Source organism: Microbacterium sp. SA156, from assembly GCF_049065455.1.
GTDB lineage: Bacteria > Actinomycetota > Actinomycetes > Actinomycetales > Microbacteriaceae > Microbacterium > Microbacterium barkeri.
Genome location: NZ_JBAKGU010000013.1, coordinates 1 through 22,403 on the forward strand (window position 1 = coordinate 1; position 22,403 = coordinate 22,403).

Genomic DNA, 22,403 nt, shown 5'->3' on the forward strand with positions numbered 1-22,403 from the left:
AGGCTGCATCATCCCCGGCTGCACCATCCCCGCCGCCTGGTGCGAGATCCACCACGTCCAAGACCACGCCCACGGCGGACCCACCGAAACCGACAACGGCGTCCTGCTCTGCTGGTGGCACCACCACCACCTCGACACCTCCGGCTGGACCATCCACATGCACCACGGCGTGCCCTACATCGCCGCCCCCAACTGGATCGACCGACACCACCGCCACCGCCCAGCACCCACCTCCCGCACCCGACTCCACGCAAAACTCACCCAACACCTCAGATGCTGACAACCGCGCGGAATCCGCAGGGAACCCCGCACCATGACCGCTGCTCGACCGCGCGGCCATCTACTCGCAGAGCCACAGAGGCAGACGCACCATGAAGAGCTCCGACAGTCGCGTCACCATTCGGCTGCCCGGATCGACCGTCTGGGCCGCGGACAGGTACGCCATCGCGAGCGGTCGCCGCCCGCCCGCCCAGTGCAACCAGGCGAGCACGCAGAAGATCGGCACAACGAACAGAGCCGGCGCCAATGCTGCGGTCATGCGCAGCACCTGAATGCCTCGGCGCACGCGAGCGATGTCGATGGCGCGCCGAGCCTCACCGCGAAGGAGCCTTGCGATTGGCGCGAACGTCGGCGGCGGCTGGGGCAGGACGACGTCGCCGTCAGCGTCGAGTCCGACCCGCTCGAGGCACGCCGTCAGCTCGGCGAAGCGCGGAACGTTCGCGTCCGCCATCGCCACGCCGAAGGCGACCTGCAGAGCAACCGCGAACGTGACGCCCGGAACGAGAGTGAGAAACAGCAGCTGCCCGTGCTGCTCCGGGCTGATCTCGGGGCCATCCTCATCGAGCATCGTCTCGACGAGCGCCACGAGAGCCGCGAAGACGCGCTCATTCGTCGGCACGTCGAGCCGATCCTCCCGGATGTGCTTCTGCGCCACCGTGAGACAGAGGGTCGGAAGATCGTCGAACAGATCAGTGATCTCCGCGAGCACGACGTCGCGCTCCTCCTCGTCGACGTACGGAAGATGGAGGGGAGGTCGGTCGGGCAGGAACCCGGAGGTGCTGAGCGCGCTCATCCCCTCATCGTGAAGCGGCGAACGACCCCGTCACCGCGCCGAGGGACGGTCCGAGGACGACGCGCGGGCGGACGAGACCCTGTGCACGCGGCGAGAGGATGGTCTCATGAGCTACGAGGTCGACGAGACGGTCTTCGAGTACACGGCCCGCCGAATTCGACTCGCCGCGAACGCGCAGTTCGATGCGCTCGTCGACGCGTTCGAGGCCGCGGTGCCTTCCCTGTCCGAGGCGGATGCCCGTGCGCAGCTCTCCGGCGACTGGGCGGCATTCATCCGCGCCCTGCAGTGGGAGTCGCCGAGCGGCTTCGTGCGTCTTGCGACGTCTCGCCCGAGCGATCTCCTGCAGCACGCGGGAAGCACGACGCGGAGCGTCGTCTGGACGATCGCGCACCACGGCATCGCCGCGCGACTGCACCGCCTCGATCCCGGCGCGATCCTCTCCGCTCACGTGCGCGTCGAGGCGCACACGACCGCGCAGCCCGGCACCATCCTGACCTTCGATGTGCCGAGCGCGCGCCTGCGCTCCTTCGAGATCAACAAGGTGACGCAGGGCGGAGCGGAGCTCGACCGCGCGCTCGGCGACCTCATCGAGGATCTCGGCTTGCCGCGCCCGGCGGCCCTGCGGCGCTGACCGCCGCCCCGGGATAGCCTGGGCGGCGATGTTCAACAGCCCGCTCTCCGCGTCGCCGTACGAGGTGCTCGGCGTCCTCCGCTCGGCCGATGACGAGGAGCTCCGCCGGGCGTATCGCCTGCAACTGCGGCGCACCCATCCCGATACAGGCGGCGACGCCGCCGCGTTCATCCAGGTGCAGCGCGCGTGGGAGCTCGTCGGCACACCCGAGGCCCGCGCCGCGTATGACCGTGATGACGGCGCCCCGTTGCAGTGGGCCGGACGCCGCGCGACGGGCCGACGGGACACGCGACCCCGGACACGCTCGCACGGGGCCGCGGGCGCGTGGCGGCGGAGGCGCTACCTCGCGATGGTGGCCGAGTGGGCCGGAGAGGTCGCCGACCCGTACGCGCCCGCCTTCGTCCGCTCGGCGCCGTGGGAGCTGCGGCGGATGCTCGCCGACACCCTCGCCGAGGAGGACACCTCGGCGATGATCGATGAGCTCGGCATGGGCTTCACGGCCTGGCACGACGTCGCGACGACGGCGGACGCGGACGACAAGCTCGACCATGTCGTCCTCAGCCCGACCGGCCTCTACGGCCTGACGAGCGAGGACTTCGGTCGCCCTGTCGCGTTCCGCGGCGGCGAGGTCATCGGCGAGGCGACCCCCGTCGCCGACCTGCTCTCGCGCATCCGCTCGGTCTCGCGCGCCGCGCGCGTCCGCTTCGGCGGCGCCGTGTTCGTCCTCCCCGACGACGACCTCGCCGACCCGGTCGTCGTGCTCGGCTCCGTGAAGGGACTGCCTGTTGCCGCCGTCCGCCGCAGCGCGCTGCGTGCGGTCCTCCGCGCCGGCATCCCCGGCGCGCAGATCGTCGGGGGCAACGTGCTGTTCGACGTCCGCACGCGCCTCGAGAGCGCCATCCGGTTCGTCTGACCTCGGACCGCGGCGCCTCGCCCCGCGCATGCTCGAGCACGAATGGGCCGTCGGGCGCTCAGTAGGATGGCGCTGTGTCCGGCGGATCGCGTTCGCGGAGGCTCCTCATCGAGCTCGACGTCGACCGCGCGCGGGCGCTGGACGCGCTCGCGGAGCTGTACCACGCGACGCCGGAGCGGATGATCGTCTCGTGGGCCGAGTACCACATCGACCGTCTGAGCGCGGGCCAGACGCCCGACAGCATCCCCTCCGGATGGCGGCCGGACGCCGGCACCTGACATGACCGACGAGGAGCGGCCGGCCGCTGATTCGCGGGAGGCGCGGCGACGGATCCGGGCGGCGAAGCGGTGGATGGGGATCGACATCACGGTGGATGACGCGGGCCGCGTCCGCATCGCGGACACGGACGCGGAGCGCGAGGGAGCATTCGAGGACTATGACCGCATGATCGCCATGGAGGCGCGCGGACACGTCCTGTCCGACGGACGGACGTGGAACCAGCGGTGGCTCAACACGTTCCGCAACATCCGCTCCCGCAGCGAGAACCCCGAGCCGCGCGTGGCGTACATCATCCGCCGCCGCAGAGAGGCGGGCTTGCCCGACCTGACCGAGGACGGCGTCAGACCCTCGGCCGAGCGCGACTGACCTCGGGCCGGGCGCCTCGCCTCAGTCGCCTCCGCCGAACTCGCTCACGGGCGCCATGTCGGCGAAGCGCGAGTAGTGGCCCTGGAACGCGACCTCGATGTTGGCGGTCGGGCCGTTGCGGTGCTTCGCGACGATGATCTCGGCGCCGCCCGGGTTGTCGTTCTTGTCGTACACCGACGGGCGGTGCAGCAGCATGACCATGTCGGCGTCCTGCTCGATCGAACCCGACTCGCGCAGGTCGCTCACCTGAGGCCGCTTGTCCTGGCGCTGCTCGGGCCCTCGGTTCAGCTGCGACAGCGCGATGACCGGCACCTGGATCTCCTTCGCGAGCAGCTTGAGCGCACGCGAGAACTCCGACACCTCCTGCTGACGCGACTCGACCTTCTTGCCGCTCGTCATGAGCTGGAGGTAGTCGATGATGACCATCTTGAGCCCGGCACGCTGCTTGAGCCGCCGGCACTTCGCGCGGATCTCGACGAGCGTCATGTTCGGGCTGTCGTCGATGTACAGCGGCGCGTCGTTGATGCGTCCGCGCGTCGCGGCGACGGTCGTCCAGTCGCGCGAGTCGAGCGTGCCCTTTCGCATCGACTGCAGAGGGATGGCACCTTCCGCGCTGAGCAGACGCATCGCGATCTCGCTGCGCCCCATCTCGAGCGAGAAGAAGATCGTCGGCATGTCGTTCTTGATCGCCGCCGCGCGCGCGAAGTCGAGCGCGAGGGTCGACTTTCCCATCGCGGGTCGCGCCGCGATGATGATCATCTGCCCGCCGTGGAGGCCGTTCGTGAGCTGATCGAGCTCGCTGAACCCGGTCGGGATGCCGGTCATCTGGCCGTCGCGACCGCGCGCGGCCTCGATCTCGTCGACGGCCGCGTCGACCGCGACCGTGAGCGGCACGTAGTCCTCGGTCTGCTCGGTGCCCGTGACGTTGTAGATCTCGGCCTGAGCCGCGTTGACGAGCTCGACGGCCTCGCCCTGGCCCTGATAGCCCATCTGCGCGATCTTCGTGCCCGCGTCGACGAGTCGGCGCAGCAGGGCGCGCTCCGACACGATGCCCGCGTAGTAGCCCGCGTTCGCCGCCGTCGGCACGATCGACGTCAGCGAATGCAGATAGTCGGCCCCGCCCGCGCGCTGGAGGTCGCCCGTCTTGATGAGCTCGTCGGTCACCGCGACGACGTCGGTCGGCTCGCCGTGCGAGTAGAGCGAGAGGATGGCCTCGAAGATCACCTCGTGCTTCGGCACGTAGAAGTCGGGGCCGCGCAGGGTCTCGATGACATCGGCCACCGCGTCCTTCGACAGGAGCATGCCGCCCAGCGTGCTCTGCTCCGCGATGACATCGTGCGGCGGGGTCCTGTCGCGTTCCCGAGGCCCCCCGAGACGGTCCTCCCCGATTTCAGCGATCGACACGCGCCCTCCTCTTCCGTTCCCCCGCGGGGGTGATCTGCTTCATGACACCAGCGACCACCGACACCGCCCCGACGAGGCTATGGGCAGCCACCCGCACCTTCAACGCGGCCTGTGGATAACTCTGTGGAGGGCCTGCGCAAAACGCCGTGGAGGGTGTGGAATCGCCCTGTGGAGAGAAAAGACTCGCACGGGAGATCTCTCCACCGAAACGCCGTCTGACCTGGTCATCCTGTTTCACACACCCTGTGGATGGATGTGTGATTAAAGGAGCACTTGAAGGTTTGTGGTAGGCCGTTCGCACTGTGTACAACCACGCCTCCGAGAGTCCGATATGACGGCCAGGAGACCCATCGCGAACACGACGAAGCGGCGCGGAGCCGATGGCTCCGCGCCGCTTCCGGCGTTCGCGAGAACTTACTTCTTGAGCGCGACGACCTGCAGCGAGATGACCGCGGTCACCTCGTCGTGCAGACGCACGAGCGCCTCGTGGTCGCCGACGGCCTTGATGGGCGACGGCACCGTGATGGTGCGCTTGTCCAGCTGGCCGAGACCGGCCTCCGCCACCGCGTTCGCGATGTCGGCCGGCTTGACCGAGCCGAACAGACGGCCCTCGGCGCCGGCCTTGACCGACAGGCGCACGCGGGCGTTCTCGAGGGTGTTCTTCAGGGCGACGGCGTCGTCGTGCGTCGCGATGGCACGAGCCTCGCGGGCCGCGCGGATGTCCGCGACCTGCTTCTCGCCACCGCGGCTCCACGCCACCGCGAAGCCCTGGGGGATGAGGTAGTTACGGGCGTAGCCGTCCTTGACCTCGACCACGTCTCCGGCGCTGCCCAGGCCGTCGACCTCGTTCGTGAGAATCAGCTTCGACATGGGTGCTCCTTAGCGGCCAGCGCCTGCGTAGGGCAGGAGCGCCATCTCGCGCGCGTTCTTGATCGCGCGGGCGATCAGACGCTGCTCCTGCACCGAGACACCGGTGATACGACGGGCGCGGATCTTGCCGCGCTCCGAGATGAACTTGCGAAGGGTCGCGACGTCCTTGTAGTCAATGACGCCGACCCGGATCGACTTCGCGGGAGCGGCGTTCTTCGCGCCCTTCCGCGGCTTGCGGCGGTCGCCGCTCGACTTTCCAGCCATGTTGGGTCCTTTGAAAGTGTGAGTTCTGAATCAGAACGGGGTGTCGTCCGAGAACGACCCCGGGGTGCTCCATGCATCGGCGCCGGACTGGCCGGGTGTCGCCCAGGGCTCCTCCGAGACCTGCTGCTGCGGGCGCTGCTGCTGGCCGTAGCCGCCGCCAGCGCTGCCGCCGCCGTAGTTCCCGCCGACGGCGTTGTTCCCGCCGCCGTAGTTGCCGCCGCCGCTCGATGCGGCGCGGGTCACCTGTGCCGTCGCGTAGCGCAGCGAGGGGCCGATCTCGTCGACCTCGAGCTCGATGGAGGTGCGGCGTTCGCCCTCCTTCGTCTCGTAGGAGCGCTGACGCAGACGGCCCTGCGCGATGACGCGCATGCCCTTCGTCAGCGATCCGGCGACGTGCTCGGCGAACTCGCGCCACACGCTGGCACGGAGGAACAGGGCTTCGCCGTCCTTCCACTCGCCGGACGCGCGATCGAAGTTGCGCGGCGTCGAGGCGATCGTGAAGTTCGCCACGGGCAGGCCGTTCTGCGTGTAGCGCAGCTCGGGGTCAGCCGTGAGGTTCCCCACGACGGTGATGACGGTTTCGCCAGCCATGGTGCGTTAGGCCTTCGCCGCCGTCTTGCGAGCCGCCTTCTCCTCGGCGCGCTTCGCCTCGGCAGCCACCAGGGCGATGGCCTCCTCGGCGCGCAGCACCTTGGTGCGCATGATCAGCTCGTTGAGCTTGAGCTGGCGGTCGAGCTCGACCGTCGCCTCGCTCGTCGCGGTGAAGTTGACGACGGCGTAGATGCCCTCGTTCTTCTTCTGGATCTCGTATGCCAGACGGCGCTTGCCCCAGATGTCGACGTTCTCGATCGATCCACCGCGCTCGGTGATGACCGACAGGAACTTGTCGAGGTGTGCGGGGACCTGGCGCTCGTCGACCTCAGGCTGGATGATCACCATGAGTTCGTACTGGTGCGTCACTTACCCACCTCCTTCGGACTTGAACGGATGCCGGGCATTTCCCGGCACCAGGAGGGTGTGTTGCACGTTGTGCGGACGTGATCGCAGACAGGGCTGCCGTCGCACAACCTTCATAGCGTACCCGATCCGAGGGCGAAGACCCAAGCCCCCTTCCTGCGCCGGCGCGCTCCCCGGGCACTTCCTCCCGCGAACTCCCGCCTCTTCGCCCCGGGGAAGGAGCTCGATACACCGCTGGATGCCACGGCATCCGTTGACGCCGCGCGCGGCCCGTCGCTAGACCGGAGGCAGAACGCCCGTCCGGGATCGTCTCGCTCGGGCCGACGAAGGGGGAGGTACAGACCATGGACTGGTCCGGAATCACCGCAGGGATCGGCGACATGCTCGCCGGTGTCGGGAGCTTCATCCTGCAGCTCATCGTTTTCCTCGTCATCCTGCTGATCGGATGGCTCATCGCGAAGAGCATCGCCAAGGCGCTCGAGTACCTCTTCAAGAGGATCGGATTCCAGCGGCTGCTCGACAAGGCCGGCATCACGAAGCTGCTCGCGCCGACGGGCATCGATCCGCTGACGCTCGTCGTCAAGCTCGTGTACTACTTCGTGCTCCTCATCGCGCTGCTGCTCGCGCTGGGCGCGTTCGGCCCCGACAACCCCGTGTCCGGGATCGTCACCGAGATCATCAGCTGGCTGCCTCGCGTGCTCGTCGCGGTCGTGATCGTCATCGTCGTCGCCGCGATCGCGAACTTCGTCGGCGACCTCATGCGGCCCGCGCTCGCGAGGTTCCGCTTCGGGTCGATCCTCACGAAGATCGTCGTCATCTCGATCATCGCCATGGGCGTCATCGCCGCGCTCAACCAGATCGGCATCGCCGTCACGGTGACCATGCCCATCCTCGTCGCCGTGCTCGCCGCCATCGTCGGCATCGCGATCGTCGGCATCGGCGGAGGGCTCATCGGACCGATGCGCTCACGCTGGGAGAAGTGGCTCGGCGCCGTCGAGGGCGAGCTGGGCAAGGCCGACACGACGGCCACGACGTCGGTGCCCGGACCGCCGAGCACCGCGCCGGCGACCCGTCGCGAGGCGACGACCCTTCCGCCCGAGCCGGGCACGCAGCTGCCGCCGCAGCCGCCCGCCGTCTGAGCGGACCCGTCGACGCGCTCGGTCGCGTCGGCACGGATGCCGCGGCTCGATCATCGGGGGACGATCGGGTCGCGGCATCCGCATGCGAGCGAGACATCCGGCGCACGCACGAACAGCGGCCACTCCCGCGCCCGCACCGCGAGCGCCACGGCGATCCCGGCGGATGACCGCGGGCGGCTACGCGCGGAGGCGGCGGCGCAGCGCGGCGACGGTCTCGGGAGCGCCGCCCGCCGCGAGGAACCACGCCTCGGCGCCGCCTCGCGAGGCGAGGTCGTCGAGGAACCCCTCCATCGCCGCCGCCGGCGCCGACAGGATCTCCTTCGGGATGTCGAGCGCGAGCTGCGCGCCGACGGTCCGCGCCGCGACCGTGCGCCGTGCGCGGGCGTGCACGTGCGGCATGTTCTCGGCCGTGCGGACGTAGTCCGCGACGATCTCGTCGTCCGGCACGCCGACGAGGGCGAGAGCGAGCGCGACGGTGACTCCCGTCCGGTCCTTCCCTGCCGTGCAGTGGACGAGCACGGGGCCATCCGCCCGGGCGATCTCCTCGATCGCGCGCACAAGGAGCACCGCGGCCTCGCCCTCGAGCATCGAGGCGTACATCCCGCCGAGCCCCGCGCGCAGGAACGCTGCGACGTCCTCCTCGTCGGCGTCCATGGTGGCGCGGCCGCCCAGGAGCGGCAGGTCCACGACCCGGCACACGTCGAGCAGCGGATGGTCCTCGCTCTTCTCGGCGTCGTCGCGGAGGTCGACGACGACGGCGGGGGGCCACTCCCCCACCTCGGGGGCGTCGTCGCCCGAGTGCGGGGCATCGCTGCGCAGAAGCACGCCCGGCCGCACGCGCGCGGTCGACGATGCGACGTCGCGGAGGTTCACCAGGCCTCGGGGGATCTCGCGGATGCTCATTCGTCCTCCTCGTGGGCGGCGTCGGCGGCCGGAGGGTCTGCGGCCATCCCCCGCCAGGCTACGCGGACAGCCTTCTCGCAGCGCGCGACGGCGGCGGGATCGTCGAAGTTCACGCCCCGCACGACGAACTGATAGTAGAAGACGCCGTTGATGAGGTCGATGCACGCGTCGATGTCGAGATCGTCGCGCAGCTCGCCCCGGCGGACGCCCTCCGCGAGCAGCGCGGCGACGCCGCCGCGCCGTCGCGCGACGTGCGAGCGCCAGTACGCCTGCGCGAGCTTGCGGTCCGTCATCGCGAGCCGCAGGCGCAGCCGGAAGCGCTCCTCGGTGTAGCCCGGCCCCGCCGATCCGGTCGTGTACGCCGCGAGGAGCGCCGCGAGCAGGTCGTCGCCCAGCGGGATGCGCGGCGCCTCGCGCCCGACGTCGAGGGCCGCCGCGAGCAGATCGGTCATGCTCGGCCACCGCCGGTACAGCGCGGCGCGGCTGACGCCGCTCAGCTCGACCACCCTGCTGACGGTCACCTCCTCGCCGCGCTCGAGCAGCTCGACCGCGGCGGCGAGGATCCGCGCGTCGTGTCCCTCGGCACGCGGGCGTCCGGGCGGTCGAGCAGGCGTCCCGCCGCCCTCGGCCGCGACCCCGCTCCGCTCAGCACGACGAGCGGATGGCGCGGCGCCGGCCTGCACGGAGGCTGCGGTCGCGCTCATGCGGCGAGCGCGCGCTCGCGCAGGCGGCCGATGAGCGCGTCGGTGAGGCCGGCAGCGCGGAGCGGAGCGAGCGGATCCCCGTGGCGCGTCGCGAGCGCGCCGAGCAGGTCGCGCATGGGCGCCGGCGAGAACTCGGCGCGAGCGGCCGCGCGGGCCGCGTCATCGAGATCGAGCCCGTATCGCGCCATGAGCGGCTGCATGATCGGCGCGATCCGCCGCATGATCGCCGCGGCGTTCTCGCCCGTGCGGGCGTAGTCCGCGACGATGTCGTCCGGCTCGGCGCCGAGCGTCAGCAGGATGGCCGCCGCGAGCACCCCCGTGCGGTCCTGCCCGGCGGCGCAGTGGAACGCGACCGTTCCGGGGGTGTGCGCGATGATCGCGAGCGCGGTGACGATCTGCGCGGCGGCGCCCTCGAACATCCGCACGTACATGCCCGCGAACGACGACTGGTCGAGCTCGATGTCGTCGATGCCGTCGCCGATCGACGCGAGGAACGGCACGTGGTGGTAGTTCACGTCGGCGAGCGCTCCGAACGGCCCGCGGCCCGTGAGCGCCACCTCGTCGGAGGAGCGCAGGTCGACCACCGCCCGCAGGCCGGCGGCGACGAGGCGGGCGGCGTCCTCCTCGGTGACGATCGAGAGGTCGTCGGCGCGGATCGCGAAGCCCTCGCGCACCGCTCCCCCGGCGACGCGGATGCCGCCGAGGTCACGGAGGTTGACGGGCGCGGAGAGCGCGATGGCGGGGGCGTCGACGACGGTCATGTGATCTTCCTTCGGATGACGGCGCTCGCCTGGTCGATGACCGTGACGAGCACGATGATGCAGATGACGATCGCGGAGAGGTGGCCGTAGTCGTACATCTTCATGGCGGTGGTGAGCTCGAGGCCGATGCCGCCCGCCCCGACCATGCCGAGGATCGTGGCGCCGCGGACGTTGCCCTCGAACAGGAGCAGCGTGTAGGAGACGAGGAGCGGGGCCGCCTGCGGCAGAACGCCGTACTGCACGACCTGGCGCGGCGAGGCTCCGACCGCCTGCATCGCGGTGACCGGTCCGCGGTCGACCGACTCCATGGCCTCCGCGAACACCTTGCCGATCGACCCGATCGAGCCGATCGTCATCGCGAGGATGCCGGCGAAGGGCCCGAGGCCGACGGCCGAGACGAACATGAGCGCGAACACGAGGTCGGGCAGCGATCGGATGACGTTCATGACCCAGCGCGTGGGGTAGTACAGCCAGCGCGGGGCGATGTTCGACGCGGCGCCGAACGCGACGACGAGCGACAGCACGGCGCCGAGCACGGTCCCGACGATCGCCATCTGCAGGGTCTCCACGAGGAGCTCCGCGATCGTGCCGAACTTGTCCCAGGTCGGCGGAAAGAGGCGAGAGAGGAAGGCGCCCATGTTGACGGCGCCCTCGCCGAGCTTGCCGACGTCGAAGCCCGCACCCGTGAACGACCACACGAGGAGGAGGGCCGCAACGGGCAGCCCGAGCAGGAACCGGGCGCGCGGCACGCGGAAGGCCCGCTCCATCCGCTCCCGGTCCCGCGGGTCCAGCTGCGGGCTCCGCGGGGCGCGGTCGCGGGCGGCCCTCGCGGAGCCCGAGGCCCGCGCCGTGCGCTCAGGCGATGCCGTCGACATCCTGCTCCTCCTCGTCGTGCGCGTAGATCGGCTCGAGCGCGGTCGCGTCGAGCTGGGCGGTCGGCGCCGACACGAGCATCTCGCCGTGCCGGAGTCCGACGATGCGGTCGGAGTGCGCGAGCGCGAGCGGCATGACGTGCAGGCTCACGAGCACCGGGATGCCGTCCTCGCGGGCGATCTCATGCAGCAGCTCGAGCACCTGGTGCGACATGCGCGGGTCGAGGGATGCCACCGGCTCGTCGGCGAGGATGACCTTGGGCGCCTGCATGAGGGCGCGCGCGATCGCGACCCGCTGCTGCTGGCCGCCCGAGAGCGATCGCGCCTCGTCCTGCGCCTTGTGCGCGATGCCGACGCGGTCGAGCAGCTCGAGCGCGCGACGCCGGTGCGCGCTCGAGAAGCCGCCCACGAGGTTGAGCGGCCCGGCGTCGTGGAGCGCGCCGGTCAGCACGTTCGTGAGCACGCTGAGCCGGCCGACGAGGTTGAACTGCTGGAACACCTGGCCGACAGACGCGCGCACCTGCCGCAGCTGTCCGCGACGCAGGTTCGCCATGTCGTACCCGCCGACGCGCACCGCGCCATCCGTGATGGGCGCGAAGCCCGTGAGGCTCTTCATGAGCGTCGACTTGCCCGAGCCCGACGAGCCGAGCAGCGCGACCATCTCACCGGGGAAAAGGTCGAGGTCGACGCCGTCGAGAACCAGCGGGCCGTCTCCGTACGCGACCTTCAGCCCGCGCACCGAGACGAGCGGCAGCCGCTGGCGCAGCTCGGCCGTGGTCGGCTCGACGGCCGTGTCCGCGGGGCTCATCCGAGGTCCGAGATGTCGACGTCGGCGATCGCGGCGATGTCCACGAACGGCTCGAAGAGCTCGTCCTCGGGCTCGAGGATCGGCTCGGTGCCCTGCATCGCCTCGAACATCGCGCCGAGGGCCTCGGCGTTCTCCTCGACGAAGACCTTCGGAAGCGCCTCGAGCAGGAGCTCCCGCTTGTCGTCGGCGATGCCCTGGTCGGCGAGCACGGTCACCGCGACGGGCATCGAGTCGCTCTCGCCGATCGAGCGCGTCTCTCCCTCGGCGAACGGGAACATGTCGGTCCCCGTCATCGTGGGGAAGATCGTCGACGTGCACGCCACGTCGACCTGACCCTCCTTGAGGGCGATGAAGCTCATGTCGTGGCCGCCCGAGAACATCGCCGTGTAGTCGGCGTCCTTCTCGAGGCCGGCGGCGTCGAGCATCGCGACGGGCATGAAGTACCCCGAGCTCGATGCGGGGTCGGCGAACGCCACGACCGTCTCGGGCGTGATGTCCTCGAGCGACTGGAGGGGCGAGTCGTCGAGCACGAGGCACGTCGACACGGGCTCGTCGCTGCCCGGCCACGCGACGAGCGCGTCGACCTCGCCCGTGTTGACCGCGAGCGCCGACGGGAAGCCGCTCATGAACCCGATGTCGACGTGGTGGTTGCGGATCGCCTCGACGACGGCCGTGTAGTCGGGCACGTCGACGATCTCGACCGCGCGGCCGGTCTCCTCCTCGACGAGACCGGCGAACGCCTCGATGGGGTTCTCGGCAGTCGGGTCGTCGCCGAGGGGCGTCGTGGCGAAGGTGATGGGCGCGTCGGACGCGGCGGCCGCGGCATCGTCGGATGACGAGCTCGAGCACGCGGAGAGGGCGACGGCTCCGAGGGCGAGGAGGCCGAGGGCGGGGAGGGCGCGGGCGCGCATGGCGGGTGTCCTTTCGGGAGGAGATATCGCGACGGGCGATATCGAAAGGCAACCCGGTCGAGGTGACGCCGAATTACGAGACCGCCGTATCCGGAAGGGAATCCGAGGTGAACATCCCGTGACGGCGCGCCCGCCCCCTCACACCCCGTCGCGCTCGCTCGCGAGCCGCTGCGAGATCCACACGGGGATGAACGACAGCACGATGATGACCGTCGCGACGACGTTGACCACGCTCGCCTCGTTCGGCCGGGCCATCTGGTTCATGATCCACAGGGGCAGGGTGTCGACGCCCGCGGGCGCCGTGAAGATCGTCACGACGACCTCGTCGAAGCTGAGCGCGAAGGCGAGGATGCCGCCCGCGGCGAACGCGCTGCGGAACTGCGGGAACGTGACCATGCGGAACGTCTGCCACGGCGTCGCACCGAGGTCGGCGGAGGCCTCCTCGACGTTGGGGCTCAGCCTCCGCAGTCGCGCGAGCACGTTGTTGAACACCATGACGATGCAGAAGGTGCCGTGCGCGATGATCATGCCGAAGTAGCCGACGTGGATGCCGATCGGCTCGAGCAGCTGGTTGTAGGTGTTGTTGAGCGCGACACCCGTGACGACGCCGGGAAGGGCGATCGGCAGCACGACGAGCAGGTTCACGGTCTGCTTGCCGAAGAACGCGTGGCGCTGCAGCGCGAAGGCGACGAGGGTCCCCAGCACGAGGGCGATCGCGGTCGCGCCGAGCCCGACCGCGACCGAGTTGCCCACGGCGGCGCGCACCGGCTCGCTCGCGAGCGCGGCTCCCCACCACTGCAGCGAGAAGCCGCGGATGGGCCAGCTCGCGATGCGCGCCTCGTTGAACGAGTTGAGCACGACGAGCAGGAGCGGCACATACATGAACGCGAGGACGACCGCGACGATGGCGCCGAGCGCGATCCGCGCGCCGAGGGAGAGTCTGAGCATGACGGCCTCACATCCGCTGCAGCGCGCCGGTGCGCTGCACGCTGATCAGGTAGATGACGACGAAGGCGATCGGCACGACCGAGAAGGCCGCCGCGATCGGGGGGTTGAGGTTGATGTTCGAGGCGATGACGCTGCCGATCATCTGCGTGGATCCGCCGACGAACTTGGCCGCGATGTAGTCGCCGAGGCTCAGCGAGAACGTGAAGATCGAGCCGGCGATGATCGCGGGCTTCACGAGCGGGATCACGACGGTGCGGATGGTGCGGCCCGCGCCCGCGCCGAGGTCGGCGGACGCGTCGAAGAGATTCGGAGGCAGTTGGCGGATGGCCGTGTAGACGGGCACGGCCATGTACGGCAGCCACAGGTAGGTGAGCGTGAGCACGACCGTGATCACGCTGAACCCGGGCCCCGTGATCCCGAGCGGCGCCATCACGGCGTTGAAGAAGCCGTCCTCCGTGAACGTGATGCGCATCGCGAGGATCTTCACGAGGTAGCCCGCCCACAGCGGGAGCGTGATCGCGACCGCGAGCACGGCGCGCAGCCACGTCGGCGCGATCTTCGCCATGAAGATGCCCAGCGGCACCGAGATGAGGATGCAGAGCACGGTGACCGCGAGGGCGATCGCGAGGGTGCGCAGCGCGGTCGAGAGGTAGGCGGGATTCGCGACGAGCTGCTCGAAGTTGCGCAGGGTGAACCCGGGCTCGACCTTCGAGGTGAAGGGGTCGGTCACCCAGAACGCCGTCACGAGCAGCATGACGAGCGAGAAGATGTAGATGCCGATGAGCCAGGCCATCGGGAGCGCGAGCAGGCCCGCGAGCTGGAGTCGCCGTTTCATGGTCGTCCTGTCGTGAAGAGGAGACGGCGGGGCGGCTGGGGTCCGCCCCGCCGGGCTGGTCAGCTCTTGACGGAGAGCCAGGCGTCCGTCCACTGCTGGAAGTTGGTGCACGTCACATCCGTGCGGCCGTCGACGCACTGCTCGATCGGCGTGGTCCAGAACCACACCTTGTCGAAGTACTCCTCGTCGGTCGCGTGGTAGTACTCGCAGTGCTCCTTCGCCTCGTCGCTCGTCTCGCAGAAGGCGGCGTTGGCGGGGGCCATGCCGAAGTTCATCGCGATCGCGCCGTTCACCTCGGGCGACGAGGTGTAGTCCATCCACGCGTAGGCGCAGTTGGGGTTCTCGGCCTCGGCCGCGAGCATCCAGGCGTCCGACCATCCGGTCGAGCCCTCCTCGGGCAGCACGCTCTTGAACTTCTCGTCCTCGGTGAGCTTGCGCAGCACCTCCCACGACGTCCCGAGCACGGTCGTCCCGCCGACGAAGGACGTGATCTGCGCGGCCGGATCGGCCCAGTACTCCGACACGATCTCGTTCTGCTGCTGGAGCAGCTCGATCGCGGCGTCGAGCTGGGTCTGGTCGAGCGCGTACGGGTTGGTGATGCCGAGCTCGGGCTCGTGCGCCATGAGGTACACCGCCGCGTCGGCGATGTAGATGGGCGCGTCGTATGCGATCACCTTGCCCGCGTAAGGGCTGTCGGCCTCCCAGGCGACGTCCCAGCTCGTGGGCTCCTCGGTGACGACCTCGCTGTTGTACTGCAGGATGTTCGCACCGCGCCCGATCGGCACGCCGTACGACTTCCCGTTGATGGTGTCGTAGACCTGCCCCTTCATGCCCTCGACGATGTCGTCTCCGAAGTTCGGGATGAGATCGAGGTTGAGGGGCGCCACGTCGCCGCCCGCGATGAGGCGCAGGCTCGCGTCGCCCGACGCCGACACGAGGTCGTAGTCGCCCGTGCGCATGAGCTGGACCATCTCGTCGCTCGTGCCCGCCACGCGGCGGTTCACGACGCAGCCGGTCTCCTCCGTGAACGCGTCGCTCCATGCGGGCTCGACGAACCCGCTCCACGCGACGATGTTCACCTCGCCCTCGTAGTCGCCGAGCTCCTCCTGCATCGGCACGTCGGGGACGTCGATCTGGAGCCCGCCGGCGGCCTCCTCGCCGCCCGCGGCCTCCGACGTGCTGCTGCAGCCGGTCACGGCCAGCAGCGAGACGGCGACGAGCGCCGCTCCGGTCATCATCCTGGATCGCATGTGATCGCTCCTCGTTCGGTTCTTCTGTGATGGGTGGACGGCGGATGGCCGCGGTCAGGGAAGACGCGCGGCGTGGTCGGCGAGCCAGCCGACGCGCACGGCGGCGCCGCGCTCGACGGCCTCGGCCGCGGACGGATGGTGGGCGTTGGGGCGCTCGGCGATGAGCTGCAGGCCGCCCTCGACGTCGACGAGGTACCGGGTCGACGGCCCCGTGTAGACGACCTCCGCCACGACGCCCGCGACCGTCACCTCACCGGGGCGCGCGTGCTCGTCCGGCCCGAGCACCCGCACGCGCTCGGGCCGGATGCTGAGCGCCTCGCGGCGGCCGGCGATGCGCTCGGCCGCGTCTGCGGGCAGCAGATTCGAGAGGCCGAGGAACCTCGCGACGAACTCGGTCTGCGGGTACTCGTACACCTCGCGCGGCGTGCCGATCTGCTCGATCCGACCGCCGTTGAAGACCGCCACGCGGTCGCTCAGGGTGAGCGCCTCCTCCTGGTCGTGCGTCACGAAGATGAACGTGATGCCGACCTCGCGCTGGATCTGCTTGAGCTCGATCTGCATCTGCTCGCGCAGCTGCTTGTCGAGCGCGCCGAGCGGCTCGTCGAGCAGGAGCACCTGCGGGCGCAGGATCAGCGCACGGGCGAGGGCGATGCGCTGACGCTGGCCGCCCGACAGCTGGTGCGGGAGGCGCTGCGCGACGTGGGCCAGCCGGACCTGCTCGAGTGCGGAGCCCACGCGCTCGCGGCGCGCGGCCCTCCCCTCGCCCCGCACTCGCAGGCCGTACCCCACGTTCTCCTCGATCGTGAGATGGGGGAACAGGGCGTAGTCCTGGAAGACCGTGTTGACCTGCCGTCGGTGGGGCGGAACCCGGGTCACGTCGACGCCGTTCAGCGAGATGGCGCCCGACGTCGCGTCCTCGAAGCCGGCGATCATGCGCAGGACGGTCGTCTTGCCGGAGCCGGACGGCCCGAGCATCGAGAGGAACTCGCCCGGGCGGACGTCGAGGTCGAGATCCTTCACGGCGTCGAACTCGCCGAACGTCTTCGTGACACCGCGGAGCGAGACAGCACCCACGTGCGGGTCGCCGGACTGCGGGCGGGCGGGTGCGGCAGCGGGCGATGGGCTCATCGCTCCTCCTCGGATCATCGTCGAACACGGAAGCTGAGGTTTAACATATGAACCCATAGTTCATATTTCAAGTCTCGAAGGCATAACGTTGGGACGACCGCTCTCGAGGAAGGACCGCTCATGGCCGCACAGGCGCCGCCGCACGCCGTCGCCTCCTCGGGCCCGCGCCGCCTTCAGGGCGCGCTGTTCCAGCCGATCGGCGACGAGGGGCGCGCGGCGCTCGTCGAGCGGCGCCTCGATGAGGCGATCACCGGCGGGCACCTGCGCGCGGGCGAGCGACTGCCGAGCGAGACCGATCTCGCGAAGAGCTTCGGGGTCGCGCCGGTCACCGTCCGCGAAGCGCTCCTCTCGCTGCGCTCGCGCGGCCTCGTCGTGACGCGGCGCGGCCGCGGCGGCGGCAGCTTCGTCGCGGAGGATGCCGACCCGCTCGCCCACGCGCGCGACGCCGTCCGTCGCGCGACGCGGACCGCGCTGCGCGACATGGGCGTCCACTACGCCGCGATCACGGGCGCTGCCGTCCGTCTCGCCGCACGGCGCGCCGACCCCAGCGAGGCGCGCCTCGTCGCGCGCCACCTCGAGCGGCTCGATCCGGCCGACATCGAGGCCTGGCGCCGCATCCTCGACGACGCTCAGCTCGAGCTGGTCGCGCTCAGCCAGTCGGCGCGGCTGACCCGCGTGCAGATGCAGCTGCAGGCCGAGCTCTCCCCGTACCTGCGGCTCATCGACGCCGACGCGTCCGCGCGCGATGCCTACCGCGCCGGCCTCGAGCGCGTCGTCGCGGCGATCGAGGCCGGCGACGACGTCGGCGCCGGCCGCGAGGTCGAGGAGATGACGGCGGCCGTGATCGACACCCTCATCGAGCTGCGCTCGCGACCCGCCGCGAGCGCAGACGACGTCCCGTGAACCTCAAGGAGGAGGTCAGCATGCACCAGGACACCGACACCGCCGTCGACCGTGCCGCGTCGATCGTCGAGAGCTACTTCCGCGCGCCCGTGGACAGCCTCGTCGAGACCGCCGCCGCCGTCTCGCGGGATCTCGACGCCGTGCGCGCGGCAGCGCCGCTCACGGTGTCCGAGCTCGACGCGCTGGTCCAGCCGCACGCGATGACGCTGCTGGCACTGCCCGACCTCGCCGTGTACGGCGCGGGCTACGTCGCGGCGATCGACCTGCTCGACGACGCACGCAGCCACCTCGCCTGGTGGCAGGGCAGCGACCGGTCGCGCCTCGTGCTCGCGGCGCAGTCGCTCGGCAAGGAGCGCATCGACTACAGCGAGATGGAGTGGTTCCGCGTACCGCACGCGACGGGCCGCCCGCACGTCGCCGGCCCCTACGTCGACTACCTCTGCAGCGACGAGTACACGGTCACCATCGCGGCGCCCGTCGCCTCCCGCGGCGCGTTCGCCGGCGTGGCCGCGCTCGACCTCCTCGTCGACTCGATCGAGCGCGACCTCACGCCGCGACTCGAGGAGGTCGGGCTCCCGGTGACCCTCGTGAACGGCGTCGGCCGGGTCGTCGTGTCGACCGACCATCGCTCGGGGGCCGGCGACTCGGTGCGCGGGAGCCGTCTCGCGACGCTGCCTCGCGTCTCCTGCGGCGAGGTCGCGCTCGACGTCATCGTGGGGTGATCCGCGCGCTCTTGTAGCGTGAAGGCCATGTCCGGAACGACGCAGCAGAGCGTGCCGTTCGACGCGCGCCCCCTCACCGAGCCCGTCGACCGCGCTGACGTGAAGCGGTTCTCCGACGAGCTCTCGCGACGCTTCCCGAGCGGCACCGGAGCCGGCGCGGTCGTCGCGGTGATCGTGATCGTCTTCGTCGGCGTCATGATCCTCGGGTTCGGCGGCCTCATCCTGTCGATCCTGCTCATGGTCGCGGACGCCGACGGCGCCTCGGGCGCCGGATTCTGGGTCTCGCTCGGCATCGCGGCCCTCGTCATCGGCGCGGTCGTCTGGGGCGTCCGGGCGTTCCAGGGGCAGCGCCGCGAGCGCCAGTACCGGCTCGACCGCTTCGCGCGCGCGAACGGCATGAGCTACCTCCCGTCACTCGGCGACCCCGCCCTCCCCGGCATGATCTTCGGGCTCGGTCGCGCCCGCCGCTCGAACGACCTCGTGCGCGGTGAGGCGCCGCGGTTCGCGGAGTTCGCGAACTACCAGTACACGACCGGATCGGGGAAGAACCAGACCACGCATCGCTGGGGCTACGTGGCCATCCGACTCGACGCACCGCTGCCCCACATCGTGCTCGATGCCGTGGGCAACAACACGATCTTCGGCTCGAACCTCCCGGTCGGCTTCGACAAGGACCAGCGGCTGTCCCTCGAGGGCGACTTCGACCGGCACTTCGCGCTCTACTGCCCGCAGGGCTACGAGGCCGACGCGCTCTACCTCTTCACGCCCGACATCATGGCGCGCTTCCTCGACCACGCCGGGCAGCTCGACGTCGAGATCGTCGACGACTGGCTGTTCCTCTACACGCGGCGCGAGGTCTCGACGCTCGATCCCGCGACCTGGGCGTGGCTCTTCTCGGTCGTCGCCGCCCTCATCCACAAGCTCGATCAGTGGGGGCGCTGGCGTGACGAGCGGTTCGCAGCGGGCACGGGGGTGCCGCGTCCGATCGCCTCGGGGCACCACGAGGCGCCCGCCTTCTCGGCGGCCGCGCCCCTCACGCCTCCGCCGCGCGGAGTGGCCGAGCCGGGCCGGCGCCTCAAGCGCCGGTTCTCGTGGTTCGGCATCGTCATCATCGCCTTCGTGATCCTGCAGTTCGTGCTGCAGGTGATGGGCGTGCTCGACTGAGCCGATCGGCCGCGCCGATCGCGACGCGGCGCCCGCTCTCGCGATACCAGCGGGCGCAGAGGAGCACGACGAGCCCGAGCTCGACGACCCCGCCCGCGTAGTACATCGTGAGCGCGCCGAGCCGCTCGTCGGCGACGGAGGTCGCACCCGGGGGATGCGCGTAGAGGAGCTTCGCGAGAACCGCGTGCGATGCCATCGCGAGGACGAGCACGATCGCGCGCGTCGTCCATCGGCTCGGGTGCGGGTTCGGGTCGACGCCGACCAGCGCGGCCGTGAAGAGATAGCCGGCCGCGACGGTGTGCGCGTGCACGACGAGGTGCACGAACGGGCTCGCCTGCATCGCCTCGTGCAGCGGCGTGAGATGGATGAGCCACAGGCCGCCCGAGGAGAGGAGCGCCGCGGTCACGGGGTGCGCGAGCACGCGCACGGGCGCGCTGCGCAGCAGGCGCGACAGCCGCCGCGCCGGCGTGACGGGGAGCGTGCGGAGAGCGAGGGTGACGGGTGCGGCGAGCACGAGCAGGATCGGCGCCAGCATGCCGCCCACGACATGGCCCCACGCGTGTCCGACGAAGCTGCCGTGAACCGTCGAGGCGAACGGCTCGACGACCGGCGCGGTCGCGGCCGCGATGCCGACGCACCAGAGGACCATCCGGTGCACGGGCCACGGCCGCCCGCCGCGCCGCGAGGCGATCGCTCCTGCCGCATACGACGCGACCGCGAGCGCTGCCAGTGCGAGGACGACGACGTCGAGCGGGACTCCCGCCCCGTGGGCGTGCGCGTGGCCGCCGGACATCGGCGTCATCGCTCGACGTGGGCCCACGCGGCGGCCGGGCGCGTGCGGACGACGAGGACGAGGCCCGCCGCGAGCAGCAGGACGGCGATCGCGTTCCAGACGATGTCGTAGGGCAGGACATCGTCCACGTACCGGATCTGGTGGAGCCCGAGCACCTTGTGCTGGATCGTGCCGTCGTACAGCTGGAAGGCGCCGGCGCCCAGCAGTGCTCCGCCGACCCAGCGCGGCGTCCAGAGCGCCCCGCGCCGCGCGACATCCGCGAGGAGGAACAGCCCGGCCACGGTGCCGAACCAGCTGAAGGCGTGGAAGAGCCCGTCCGACACGAGACCGGCCGCGGGCGTGCCGCGGTCATAGAAGTGGTGCCAGTGCAGGATCTGGTGGAACACGGCCTCGTCGACGAAGGCGACAAGGCCCATGCCGAAGAGCGCACCGGCCCACGCGGTGCGCGTCGCGTACGTGCCGCGCGCGGCCCACAGGGTCCGGGGGTCAGGAGATCCGGCCATGGTCCGACGCTCTCGCGTGCTCCGTCGCCATCCAAGCCATGGACATCCGCCGACCCGTCGTGCTACGCGCGGCGTCGCACAGCGCCGAGTCATCCGCAACCCCCTCGCGCCATCCGAGCGCCCTGCGCAGACTCGACGCGACGAGGAGGACACATGAAGGCGCTGACGTACCGAGGTCCGTACAAGCTCCAGGTGACGGAGAAGCCCGACCCGCGCATCGAGCATCCGAACGATGCGATCGTCCGCGTGACGCGGGCCGCGATCTGCGGGTCGGACCTGCACCTGCTGCACGGGATGCTCCCGGACACGCGCATCGGGCACACGTTCGGCCACGAGTTCATCGGCGTCGTCGAGGAGGTCGGCGGCTCGGTGCAGCGCCTCGCGGTTGGCGACAGGGTCATGGTGCCGTTCAACATCTTCTGCGGGTCGTGCGCGTTCTGCCGGCAGGGCCTCTTCTCGAACTGCCACAGCGTAAACGCGAACGCGACGGCGGTGGGCGGCATCTACGGCTACTCGCACACGGCGGGCGGCTACGACGGCGGTCAGGCGGAGCGCGTGCGCGTGCCGTTCGCGGACGTCGGGCCCATGGTCATCCCCGAGTGGCTGAGCGACGAGGACGCGCTCATGCTCACCGACGCGTTCACGACCGGCTACTTCGGCGCGCGGCTCGGGCACATCGAGGAGGGCGACACCGTCGCGGTCTTCGGCGCGGGCCCCGTGGGGCTCGCCGCGGCACGCTCGGCCTGGCTCATGGGCGCGGGCCGCGTGCTCGTGCTCGACCACCTCGACTACCGGCTGGAGAAGGCGCGCTCGTTCGCGTACGCCGAGACGCACGCCCTGTCGGAGATCGGCGATCCCGTGCTGCACCTCAAGCGCGAGACCGACCACCTCGGGGCCGATGTCGTGATCGACGCCGTGGGTGCCGAGGCCGACGGCGGATGGCTGCAGCACGTGACCGCCTCGAAGCTCAAGCTCCAGGGCGGCTCTCCGGTCGCGCTGAACTGGGCGATCGACGGCGTGCGCAAGGGCGGCAACGTCGCCGTGATCGGAGCGTACGGCCCGCTGCACAGCGCCGTCCGGTTCGGCGACGCGATGAACAAGGGGCTCACGATCCGCGCCAATCAGACGCCCGTGCGCGCGATGTGGCCCGCCCTGCTCGACCACGTGCGCGCCGGGCGACTGGCGCCGCGAGAGCTCGTGACGCACCGGCTGCCGCTCGACGACATCGTCGACGGCTATCACATGGTCTCGGCGAAGCTCGACGACTGCATCAAGACCGTCGTCGAGGTCTCGGACGACTGAG

General features: G+C 70.6%; 28 protein-coding genes. 10 read left to right on the forward strand and 18 right to left on the reverse strand.

The genetic code is table 11. The features are described from left to right. The coding region (locus ACOWU6_RS12605) for an HNH endonuclease (RefSeq protein ID WP_421075892.1) at nucleotides 1-280 on the forward strand (280 nt) is incomplete at its 5' end. A gap of 60 nt (nucleotides 281-340) precedes the next feature. Here ACOWU6_RS12605 and ACOWU6_RS12610 read toward each other — a convergent pair. Next, on the reverse strand, nucleotides 341-1,072 hold the full coding sequence (locus ACOWU6_RS12610) for a hypothetical protein (RefSeq protein ID WP_421075893.1): 732 nt from the start codon (nucleotides 1,070-1,072) through the stop codon (nucleotides 341-343). A 106-nt stretch (nucleotides 1,073-1,178) separates the two neighbouring features. Between ACOWU6_RS12610 and ACOWU6_RS12615 the strand changes: the two genes are divergently transcribed. From ACOWU6_RS12615 to ACOWU6_RS12630, 4 genes are all read left to right on the forward strand, one after another. Then, nucleotides 1,179-1,703: a hypothetical protein gene (locus tag ACOWU6_RS12615; RefSeq protein WP_421075894.1), complete on the forward strand. Its 525-nt coding sequence runs from the start codon at nucleotides 1,179-1,181 to the stop codon at nucleotides 1,701-1,703. A 28-nt stretch (nucleotides 1,704-1,731) separates the two neighbouring features. Continuing rightward, nucleotides 1,732-2,616 (forward strand): J domain-containing protein, encoded by an 885-nt coding sequence (locus tag ACOWU6_RS12620; protein WP_421075895.1) that lies wholly within the window; start codon nucleotides 1,732-1,734, stop codon nucleotides 2,614-2,616. Between the two features lie 74 nt (nucleotides 2,617-2,690). Beyond that, nucleotides 2,691-2,894 (forward strand): hypothetical protein, encoded by a 204-nt coding sequence (locus ACOWU6_RS12625; RefSeq protein ID WP_271174087.1) that lies wholly within the window; start codon nucleotides 2,691-2,693, stop codon nucleotides 2,892-2,894. Nucleotides 2,895-2,967: 73 nt separating this feature from the next. Continuing rightward, nucleotides 2,968-3,261, forward strand: coding sequence for a hypothetical protein (locus ACOWU6_RS12630; RefSeq protein ID WP_421075896.1), 294 nt, complete (start codon nucleotides 2,968-2,970; stop codon nucleotides 3,259-3,261). A gap of 21 nt (nucleotides 3,262-3,282) precedes the next feature. On the opposite strand, the gene dnaB is transcribed toward ACOWU6_RS12630, so the two are convergent. The 5 genes from dnaB to rpsF all read right to left on the reverse strand — a co-directional run bounded on the left by dnaB (nucleotide 3,283) and on the right by rpsF (nucleotide 6,759). Beyond that, a complete protein-coding gene (dnaB, locus tag ACOWU6_RS12635) occupies nucleotides 3,283-4,665 on the reverse strand; it encodes a replicative DNA helicase (RefSeq protein ID WP_271174088.1) in 1,383 nt (460 codons plus the stop codon). A 414-nt stretch (nucleotides 4,666-5,079) separates the two neighbouring features. Further along, nucleotides 5,080-5,535: a 50S ribosomal protein L9 gene (rplI, locus tag ACOWU6_RS12640; RefSeq protein WP_271174089.1), complete on the reverse strand. Its 456-nt coding sequence runs from the start codon at nucleotides 5,533-5,535 to the stop codon at nucleotides 5,080-5,082. A gap of 9 nt (nucleotides 5,536-5,544) precedes the next feature. Next, nucleotides 5,545-5,799 carry a 30S ribosomal protein S18 gene (rpsR, locus tag ACOWU6_RS12645; protein WP_029146075.1) on the reverse strand — a complete coding sequence of 85 codons (255 nt, stop codon included), beginning with the start codon at nucleotides 5,797-5,799 and terminating at the stop codon, nucleotides 5,545-5,547. A 30-nt stretch (nucleotides 5,800-5,829) separates the two neighbouring features. Beyond that, nucleotides 5,830-6,390, reverse strand: coding sequence for a single-stranded DNA-binding protein (locus tag ACOWU6_RS12650; protein WP_271174090.1), 561 nt, complete (start codon nucleotides 6,388-6,390; stop codon nucleotides 5,830-5,832). A gap of 6 nt (nucleotides 6,391-6,396) precedes the next feature. Next, nucleotides 6,397-6,759, reverse strand: a complete 363-nt coding sequence (rpsF, locus tag ACOWU6_RS12655) for a 30S ribosomal protein S6 (protein ID WP_271174091.1) — start codon at nucleotides 6,757-6,759, stop codon at nucleotides 6,397-6,399. A gap of 341 nt (nucleotides 6,760-7,100) precedes the next feature. Between rpsF and ACOWU6_RS12660 the strand changes: the two genes are divergently transcribed. Next, nucleotides 7,101-7,895 (forward strand): mechanosensitive ion channel family protein, encoded by a 795-nt coding sequence (locus ACOWU6_RS12660; protein ID WP_421075897.1) that lies wholly within the window; start codon nucleotides 7,101-7,103, stop codon nucleotides 7,893-7,895. 177 nt (nucleotides 7,896-8,072) lie between these two features. Here the strand turns inward: ACOWU6_RS12660 and ACOWU6_RS12665 are convergent, their stop codons facing one another. The 10 genes from ACOWU6_RS12665 to ACOWU6_RS12710 form a co-directional block, all read right to left on the reverse strand. Continuing rightward, entirely contained in the window at nucleotides 8,073-8,798 is a 726-nt protein-coding gene (locus tag ACOWU6_RS12665) for a tyrosine-protein phosphatase (protein WP_421075898.1), read from the reverse strand. Beyond that, on the reverse strand, nucleotides 8,795-9,502 hold the full coding sequence (locus tag ACOWU6_RS12670) for a TetR/AcrR family transcriptional regulator (protein WP_421075899.1): 708 nt from the start codon (nucleotides 9,500-9,502) through the stop codon (nucleotides 8,795-8,797). The genes ACOWU6_RS12665 and ACOWU6_RS12670 overlap by 4 nt, the downstream gene beginning before the upstream one ends. Next, nucleotides 9,499-10,263: a tyrosine-protein phosphatase gene (locus ACOWU6_RS12675; protein WP_421075900.1), complete on the reverse strand. Its 765-nt coding sequence runs from the start codon at nucleotides 10,261-10,263 to the stop codon at nucleotides 9,499-9,501. The genes ACOWU6_RS12670 and ACOWU6_RS12675 overlap by 4 nt, the downstream gene beginning before the upstream one ends. Beyond that, nucleotides 10,260-11,138 (reverse strand): phosphonate ABC transporter, permease protein PhnE, encoded by an 879-nt coding sequence (gene phnE / locus ACOWU6_RS12680; RefSeq protein ID WP_421075901.1) that lies wholly within the window; start codon nucleotides 11,136-11,138, stop codon nucleotides 10,260-10,262. The genes ACOWU6_RS12675 and phnE overlap by 4 nt, the downstream gene beginning before the upstream one ends. Then, the gene (gene phnC / locus ACOWU6_RS12685; RefSeq protein WP_324013554.1) at nucleotides 11,119-11,943 is read right to left on the reverse strand and encodes a phosphonate ABC transporter ATP-binding protein; all 825 of its coding nucleotides are present in this window, start codon (nucleotides 11,941-11,943) and stop codon (nucleotides 11,119-11,121) included. The genes phnE and phnC overlap by 20 nt, the downstream gene beginning before the upstream one ends. After that, complete coding sequence (gene phnD / locus ACOWU6_RS12690; RefSeq protein WP_421075902.1) at nucleotides 11,940-12,854, reverse strand: phosphate/phosphite/phosphonate ABC transporter substrate-binding protein; 915 nt, start codon at nucleotides 12,852-12,854, stop codon at nucleotides 11,940-11,942. The genes phnC and phnD overlap by 4 nt, the downstream gene beginning before the upstream one ends. A gap of 138 nt (nucleotides 12,855-12,992) precedes the next feature. Continuing rightward, nucleotides 12,993-13,802 (reverse strand): ABC transporter permease, encoded by an 810-nt coding sequence (locus ACOWU6_RS12695; protein WP_421075903.1) that lies wholly within the window; start codon nucleotides 13,800-13,802, stop codon nucleotides 12,993-12,995. Between the two features lie 7 nt (nucleotides 13,803-13,809). Further along, nucleotides 13,810-14,637: an ABC transporter permease gene (locus ACOWU6_RS12700; protein WP_271174100.1), complete on the reverse strand. Its 828-nt coding sequence runs from the start codon at nucleotides 14,635-14,637 to the stop codon at nucleotides 13,810-13,812. 59 nt (nucleotides 14,638-14,696) lie between these two features. Beyond that, entirely contained in the window at nucleotides 14,697-15,887 is a 1,191-nt protein-coding gene (locus ACOWU6_RS12705; RefSeq protein WP_421075904.1) for an extracellular solute-binding protein, read from the reverse strand. 54 nt (nucleotides 15,888-15,941) lie between these two features. After that, nucleotides 15,942-17,015 carry an ABC transporter ATP-binding protein gene (locus ACOWU6_RS12710; RefSeq protein WP_421075905.1) on the reverse strand — a complete coding sequence of 358 codons (1,074 nt, stop codon included), beginning with the start codon at nucleotides 17,013-17,015 and terminating at the stop codon, nucleotides 15,942-15,944. A 120-nt stretch (nucleotides 17,016-17,135) separates the two neighbouring features. On the opposite strand from ACOWU6_RS12710, the gene ACOWU6_RS12715 reads away from it, so the two are divergent. Genes ACOWU6_RS12715 through ACOWU6_RS12725 form a run of 3 tightly spaced genes read left to right on the forward strand, consistent with a single transcriptional unit; the run spans nucleotide 17,136 to nucleotide 19,804 of the window. After that, entirely contained in the window at nucleotides 17,136-17,918 is a 783-nt protein-coding gene (locus ACOWU6_RS12715; protein WP_324013550.1) for a FadR/GntR family transcriptional regulator, read from the forward strand. A 20-nt stretch (nucleotides 17,919-17,938) separates the two neighbouring features. After that, nucleotides 17,939-18,640, forward strand: a complete 702-nt coding sequence (locus ACOWU6_RS12720; protein ID WP_421075906.1) for a cache domain-containing protein — start codon at nucleotides 17,939-17,941, stop codon at nucleotides 18,638-18,640. 27 nt (nucleotides 18,641-18,667) lie between these two features. Next, nucleotides 18,668-19,804 carry a hypothetical protein gene (locus ACOWU6_RS12725; RefSeq protein WP_421075907.1) on the forward strand — a complete coding sequence of 379 codons (1,137 nt, stop codon included), beginning with the start codon at nucleotides 18,668-18,670 and terminating at the stop codon, nucleotides 19,802-19,804. Here the strand turns inward: ACOWU6_RS12725 and ACOWU6_RS12730 are convergent. Beyond that, nucleotides 19,749-20,606 carry a cytochrome c oxidase assembly protein gene (locus tag ACOWU6_RS12730; protein WP_421075908.1) on the reverse strand — a complete coding sequence of 286 codons (858 nt, stop codon included), beginning with the start codon at nucleotides 20,604-20,606 and terminating at the stop codon, nucleotides 19,749-19,751. The genes ACOWU6_RS12725 and ACOWU6_RS12730 overlap by 56 nt on opposite strands. Then, nucleotides 20,603-21,100 carry a DUF2243 domain-containing protein gene (locus tag ACOWU6_RS12735; protein ID WP_282979878.1) on the reverse strand — a complete coding sequence of 166 codons (498 nt, stop codon included), beginning with the start codon at nucleotides 21,098-21,100 and terminating at the stop codon, nucleotides 20,603-20,605. The genes ACOWU6_RS12730 and ACOWU6_RS12735 overlap by 4 nt, the downstream gene beginning before the upstream one ends. Before the next feature lie 153 nt (nucleotides 21,101-21,253). Between ACOWU6_RS12735 and ACOWU6_RS12740 the strand changes: the two genes are divergently transcribed. Beyond that, on the forward strand, nucleotides 21,254-22,402 hold the full coding sequence (locus ACOWU6_RS12740) for a zinc-dependent alcohol dehydrogenase (RefSeq protein ID WP_282979879.1): 1,149 nt from the start codon (nucleotides 21,254-21,256) through the stop codon (nucleotides 22,400-22,402). The last annotated feature ends 1 nt before the right edge of the window (nucleotide 22,403 follow it).

Excerpts from the sequence above, each read along its gene's own strand:
- ACOWU6_RS12610 (WP_421075893.1), bottom strand. The coding sequence starts at position 1,072 with ATGAGCGCGCTCAGCACCTCCGGGTTCCTGCCCGACCGACCTCCCCTC.
- ACOWU6_RS12615 (WP_421075894.1), top strand. The coding sequence starts at position 1,179 with ATGAGCTACGAGGTCGACGAGACGGTCTTCGAGTACACGGCCCGCCGA.
- ACOWU6_RS12620 (WP_421075895.1), top strand. The coding sequence starts at position 1,732 with ATGTTCAACAGCCCGCTCTCCGCGTCGCCGTACGAGGTGCTCGGCGTC.
- ACOWU6_RS12630 (WP_421075896.1), top strand. The coding sequence starts at position 2,968 with ATGGGGATCGACATCACGGTGGATGACGCGGGCCGCGTCCGCATCGCG.
- rplI (WP_271174089.1), bottom strand. The coding sequence starts at position 5,535 with ATGTCGAAGCTGATTCTCACGAACGAGGTCGACGGCCTGGGCAGCGCC.
- rpsR (WP_029146075.1), bottom strand. The coding sequence starts at position 5,799 with ATGGCTGGAAAGTCGAGCGGCGACCGCCGCAAGCCGCGGAAGGGCGCG.
- ACOWU6_RS12650 (WP_271174090.1), bottom strand. The coding sequence starts at position 6,390 with ATGGCTGGCGAAACCGTCATCACCGTCGTGGGGAACCTCACGGCTGAC.
- ACOWU6_RS12660 (WP_421075897.1), top strand. The coding sequence starts at position 7,101 with ATGGACTGGTCCGGAATCACCGCAGGGATCGGCGACATGCTCGCCGGT.
- ACOWU6_RS12665 (WP_421075898.1), bottom strand. The coding sequence starts at position 8,798 with ATGAGCATCCGCGAGATCCCCCGAGGCCTGGTGAACCTCCGCGACGTC.
- ACOWU6_RS12670 (WP_421075899.1), bottom strand. The coding sequence starts at position 9,502 with ATGAGCGCGACCGCAGCCTCCGTGCAGGCCGGCGCCGCGCCATCCGCT.
- ACOWU6_RS12675 (WP_421075900.1), bottom strand. The coding sequence starts at position 10,263 with ATGACCGTCGTCGACGCCCCCGCCATCGCGCTCTCCGCGCCCGTCAAC.
- phnE (WP_421075901.1), bottom strand. The coding sequence starts at position 11,138 with ATGTCGACGGCATCGCCTGAGCGCACGGCGCGGGCCTCGGGCTCCGCG.
- phnC (WP_324013554.1), bottom strand. The coding sequence starts at position 11,943 with ATGAGCCCCGCGGACACGGCCGTCGAGCCGACCACGGCCGAGCTGCGC.
- phnD (WP_421075902.1), bottom strand. The coding sequence starts at position 12,854 with ATGCGCGCCCGCGCCCTCCCCGCCCTCGGCCTCCTCGCCCTCGGAGCC.
- ACOWU6_RS12695 (WP_421075903.1), bottom strand. The coding sequence starts at position 13,802 with ATGCTCAGACTCTCCCTCGGCGCGCGGATCGCGCTCGGCGCCATCGTC.
- ACOWU6_RS12700 (WP_271174100.1), bottom strand. The coding sequence starts at position 14,637 with ATGAAACGGCGACTCCAGCTCGCGGGCCTGCTCGCGCTCCCGATGGCC.
- ACOWU6_RS12705 (WP_421075904.1), bottom strand. The coding sequence starts at position 15,887 with ATGCGATCCAGGATGATGACCGGAGCGGCGCTCGTCGCCGTCTCGCTG.
- ACOWU6_RS12710 (WP_421075905.1), bottom strand. The coding sequence starts at position 17,015 with ATGAGCCCATCGCCCGCTGCCGCACCCGCCCGCCCGCAGTCCGGCGAC.
- ACOWU6_RS12715 (WP_324013550.1), top strand. The coding sequence starts at position 17,136 with ATGGCCGCACAGGCGCCGCCGCACGCCGTCGCCTCCTCGGGCCCGCGC.
- ACOWU6_RS12720 (WP_421075906.1), top strand. The coding sequence starts at position 17,939 with ATGCACCAGGACACCGACACCGCCGTCGACCGTGCCGCGTCGATCGTC.
- ACOWU6_RS12725 (WP_421075907.1), top strand. The coding sequence starts at position 18,668 with ATGTCCGGAACGACGCAGCAGAGCGTGCCGTTCGACGCGCGCCCCCTC.
- ACOWU6_RS12730 (WP_421075908.1), bottom strand. The coding sequence starts at position 20,606 with ATGACGCCGATGTCCGGCGGCCACGCGCACGCCCACGGGGCGGGAGTC.
- ACOWU6_RS12735 (WP_282979878.1), bottom strand. The coding sequence starts at position 21,100 with ATGGCCGGATCTCCTGACCCCCGGACCCTGTGGGCCGCGCGCGGCACG.
- ACOWU6_RS12740 (WP_282979879.1), top strand. The coding sequence starts at position 21,254 with ATGAAGGCGCTGACGTACCGAGGTCCGTACAAGCTCCAGGTGACGGAG.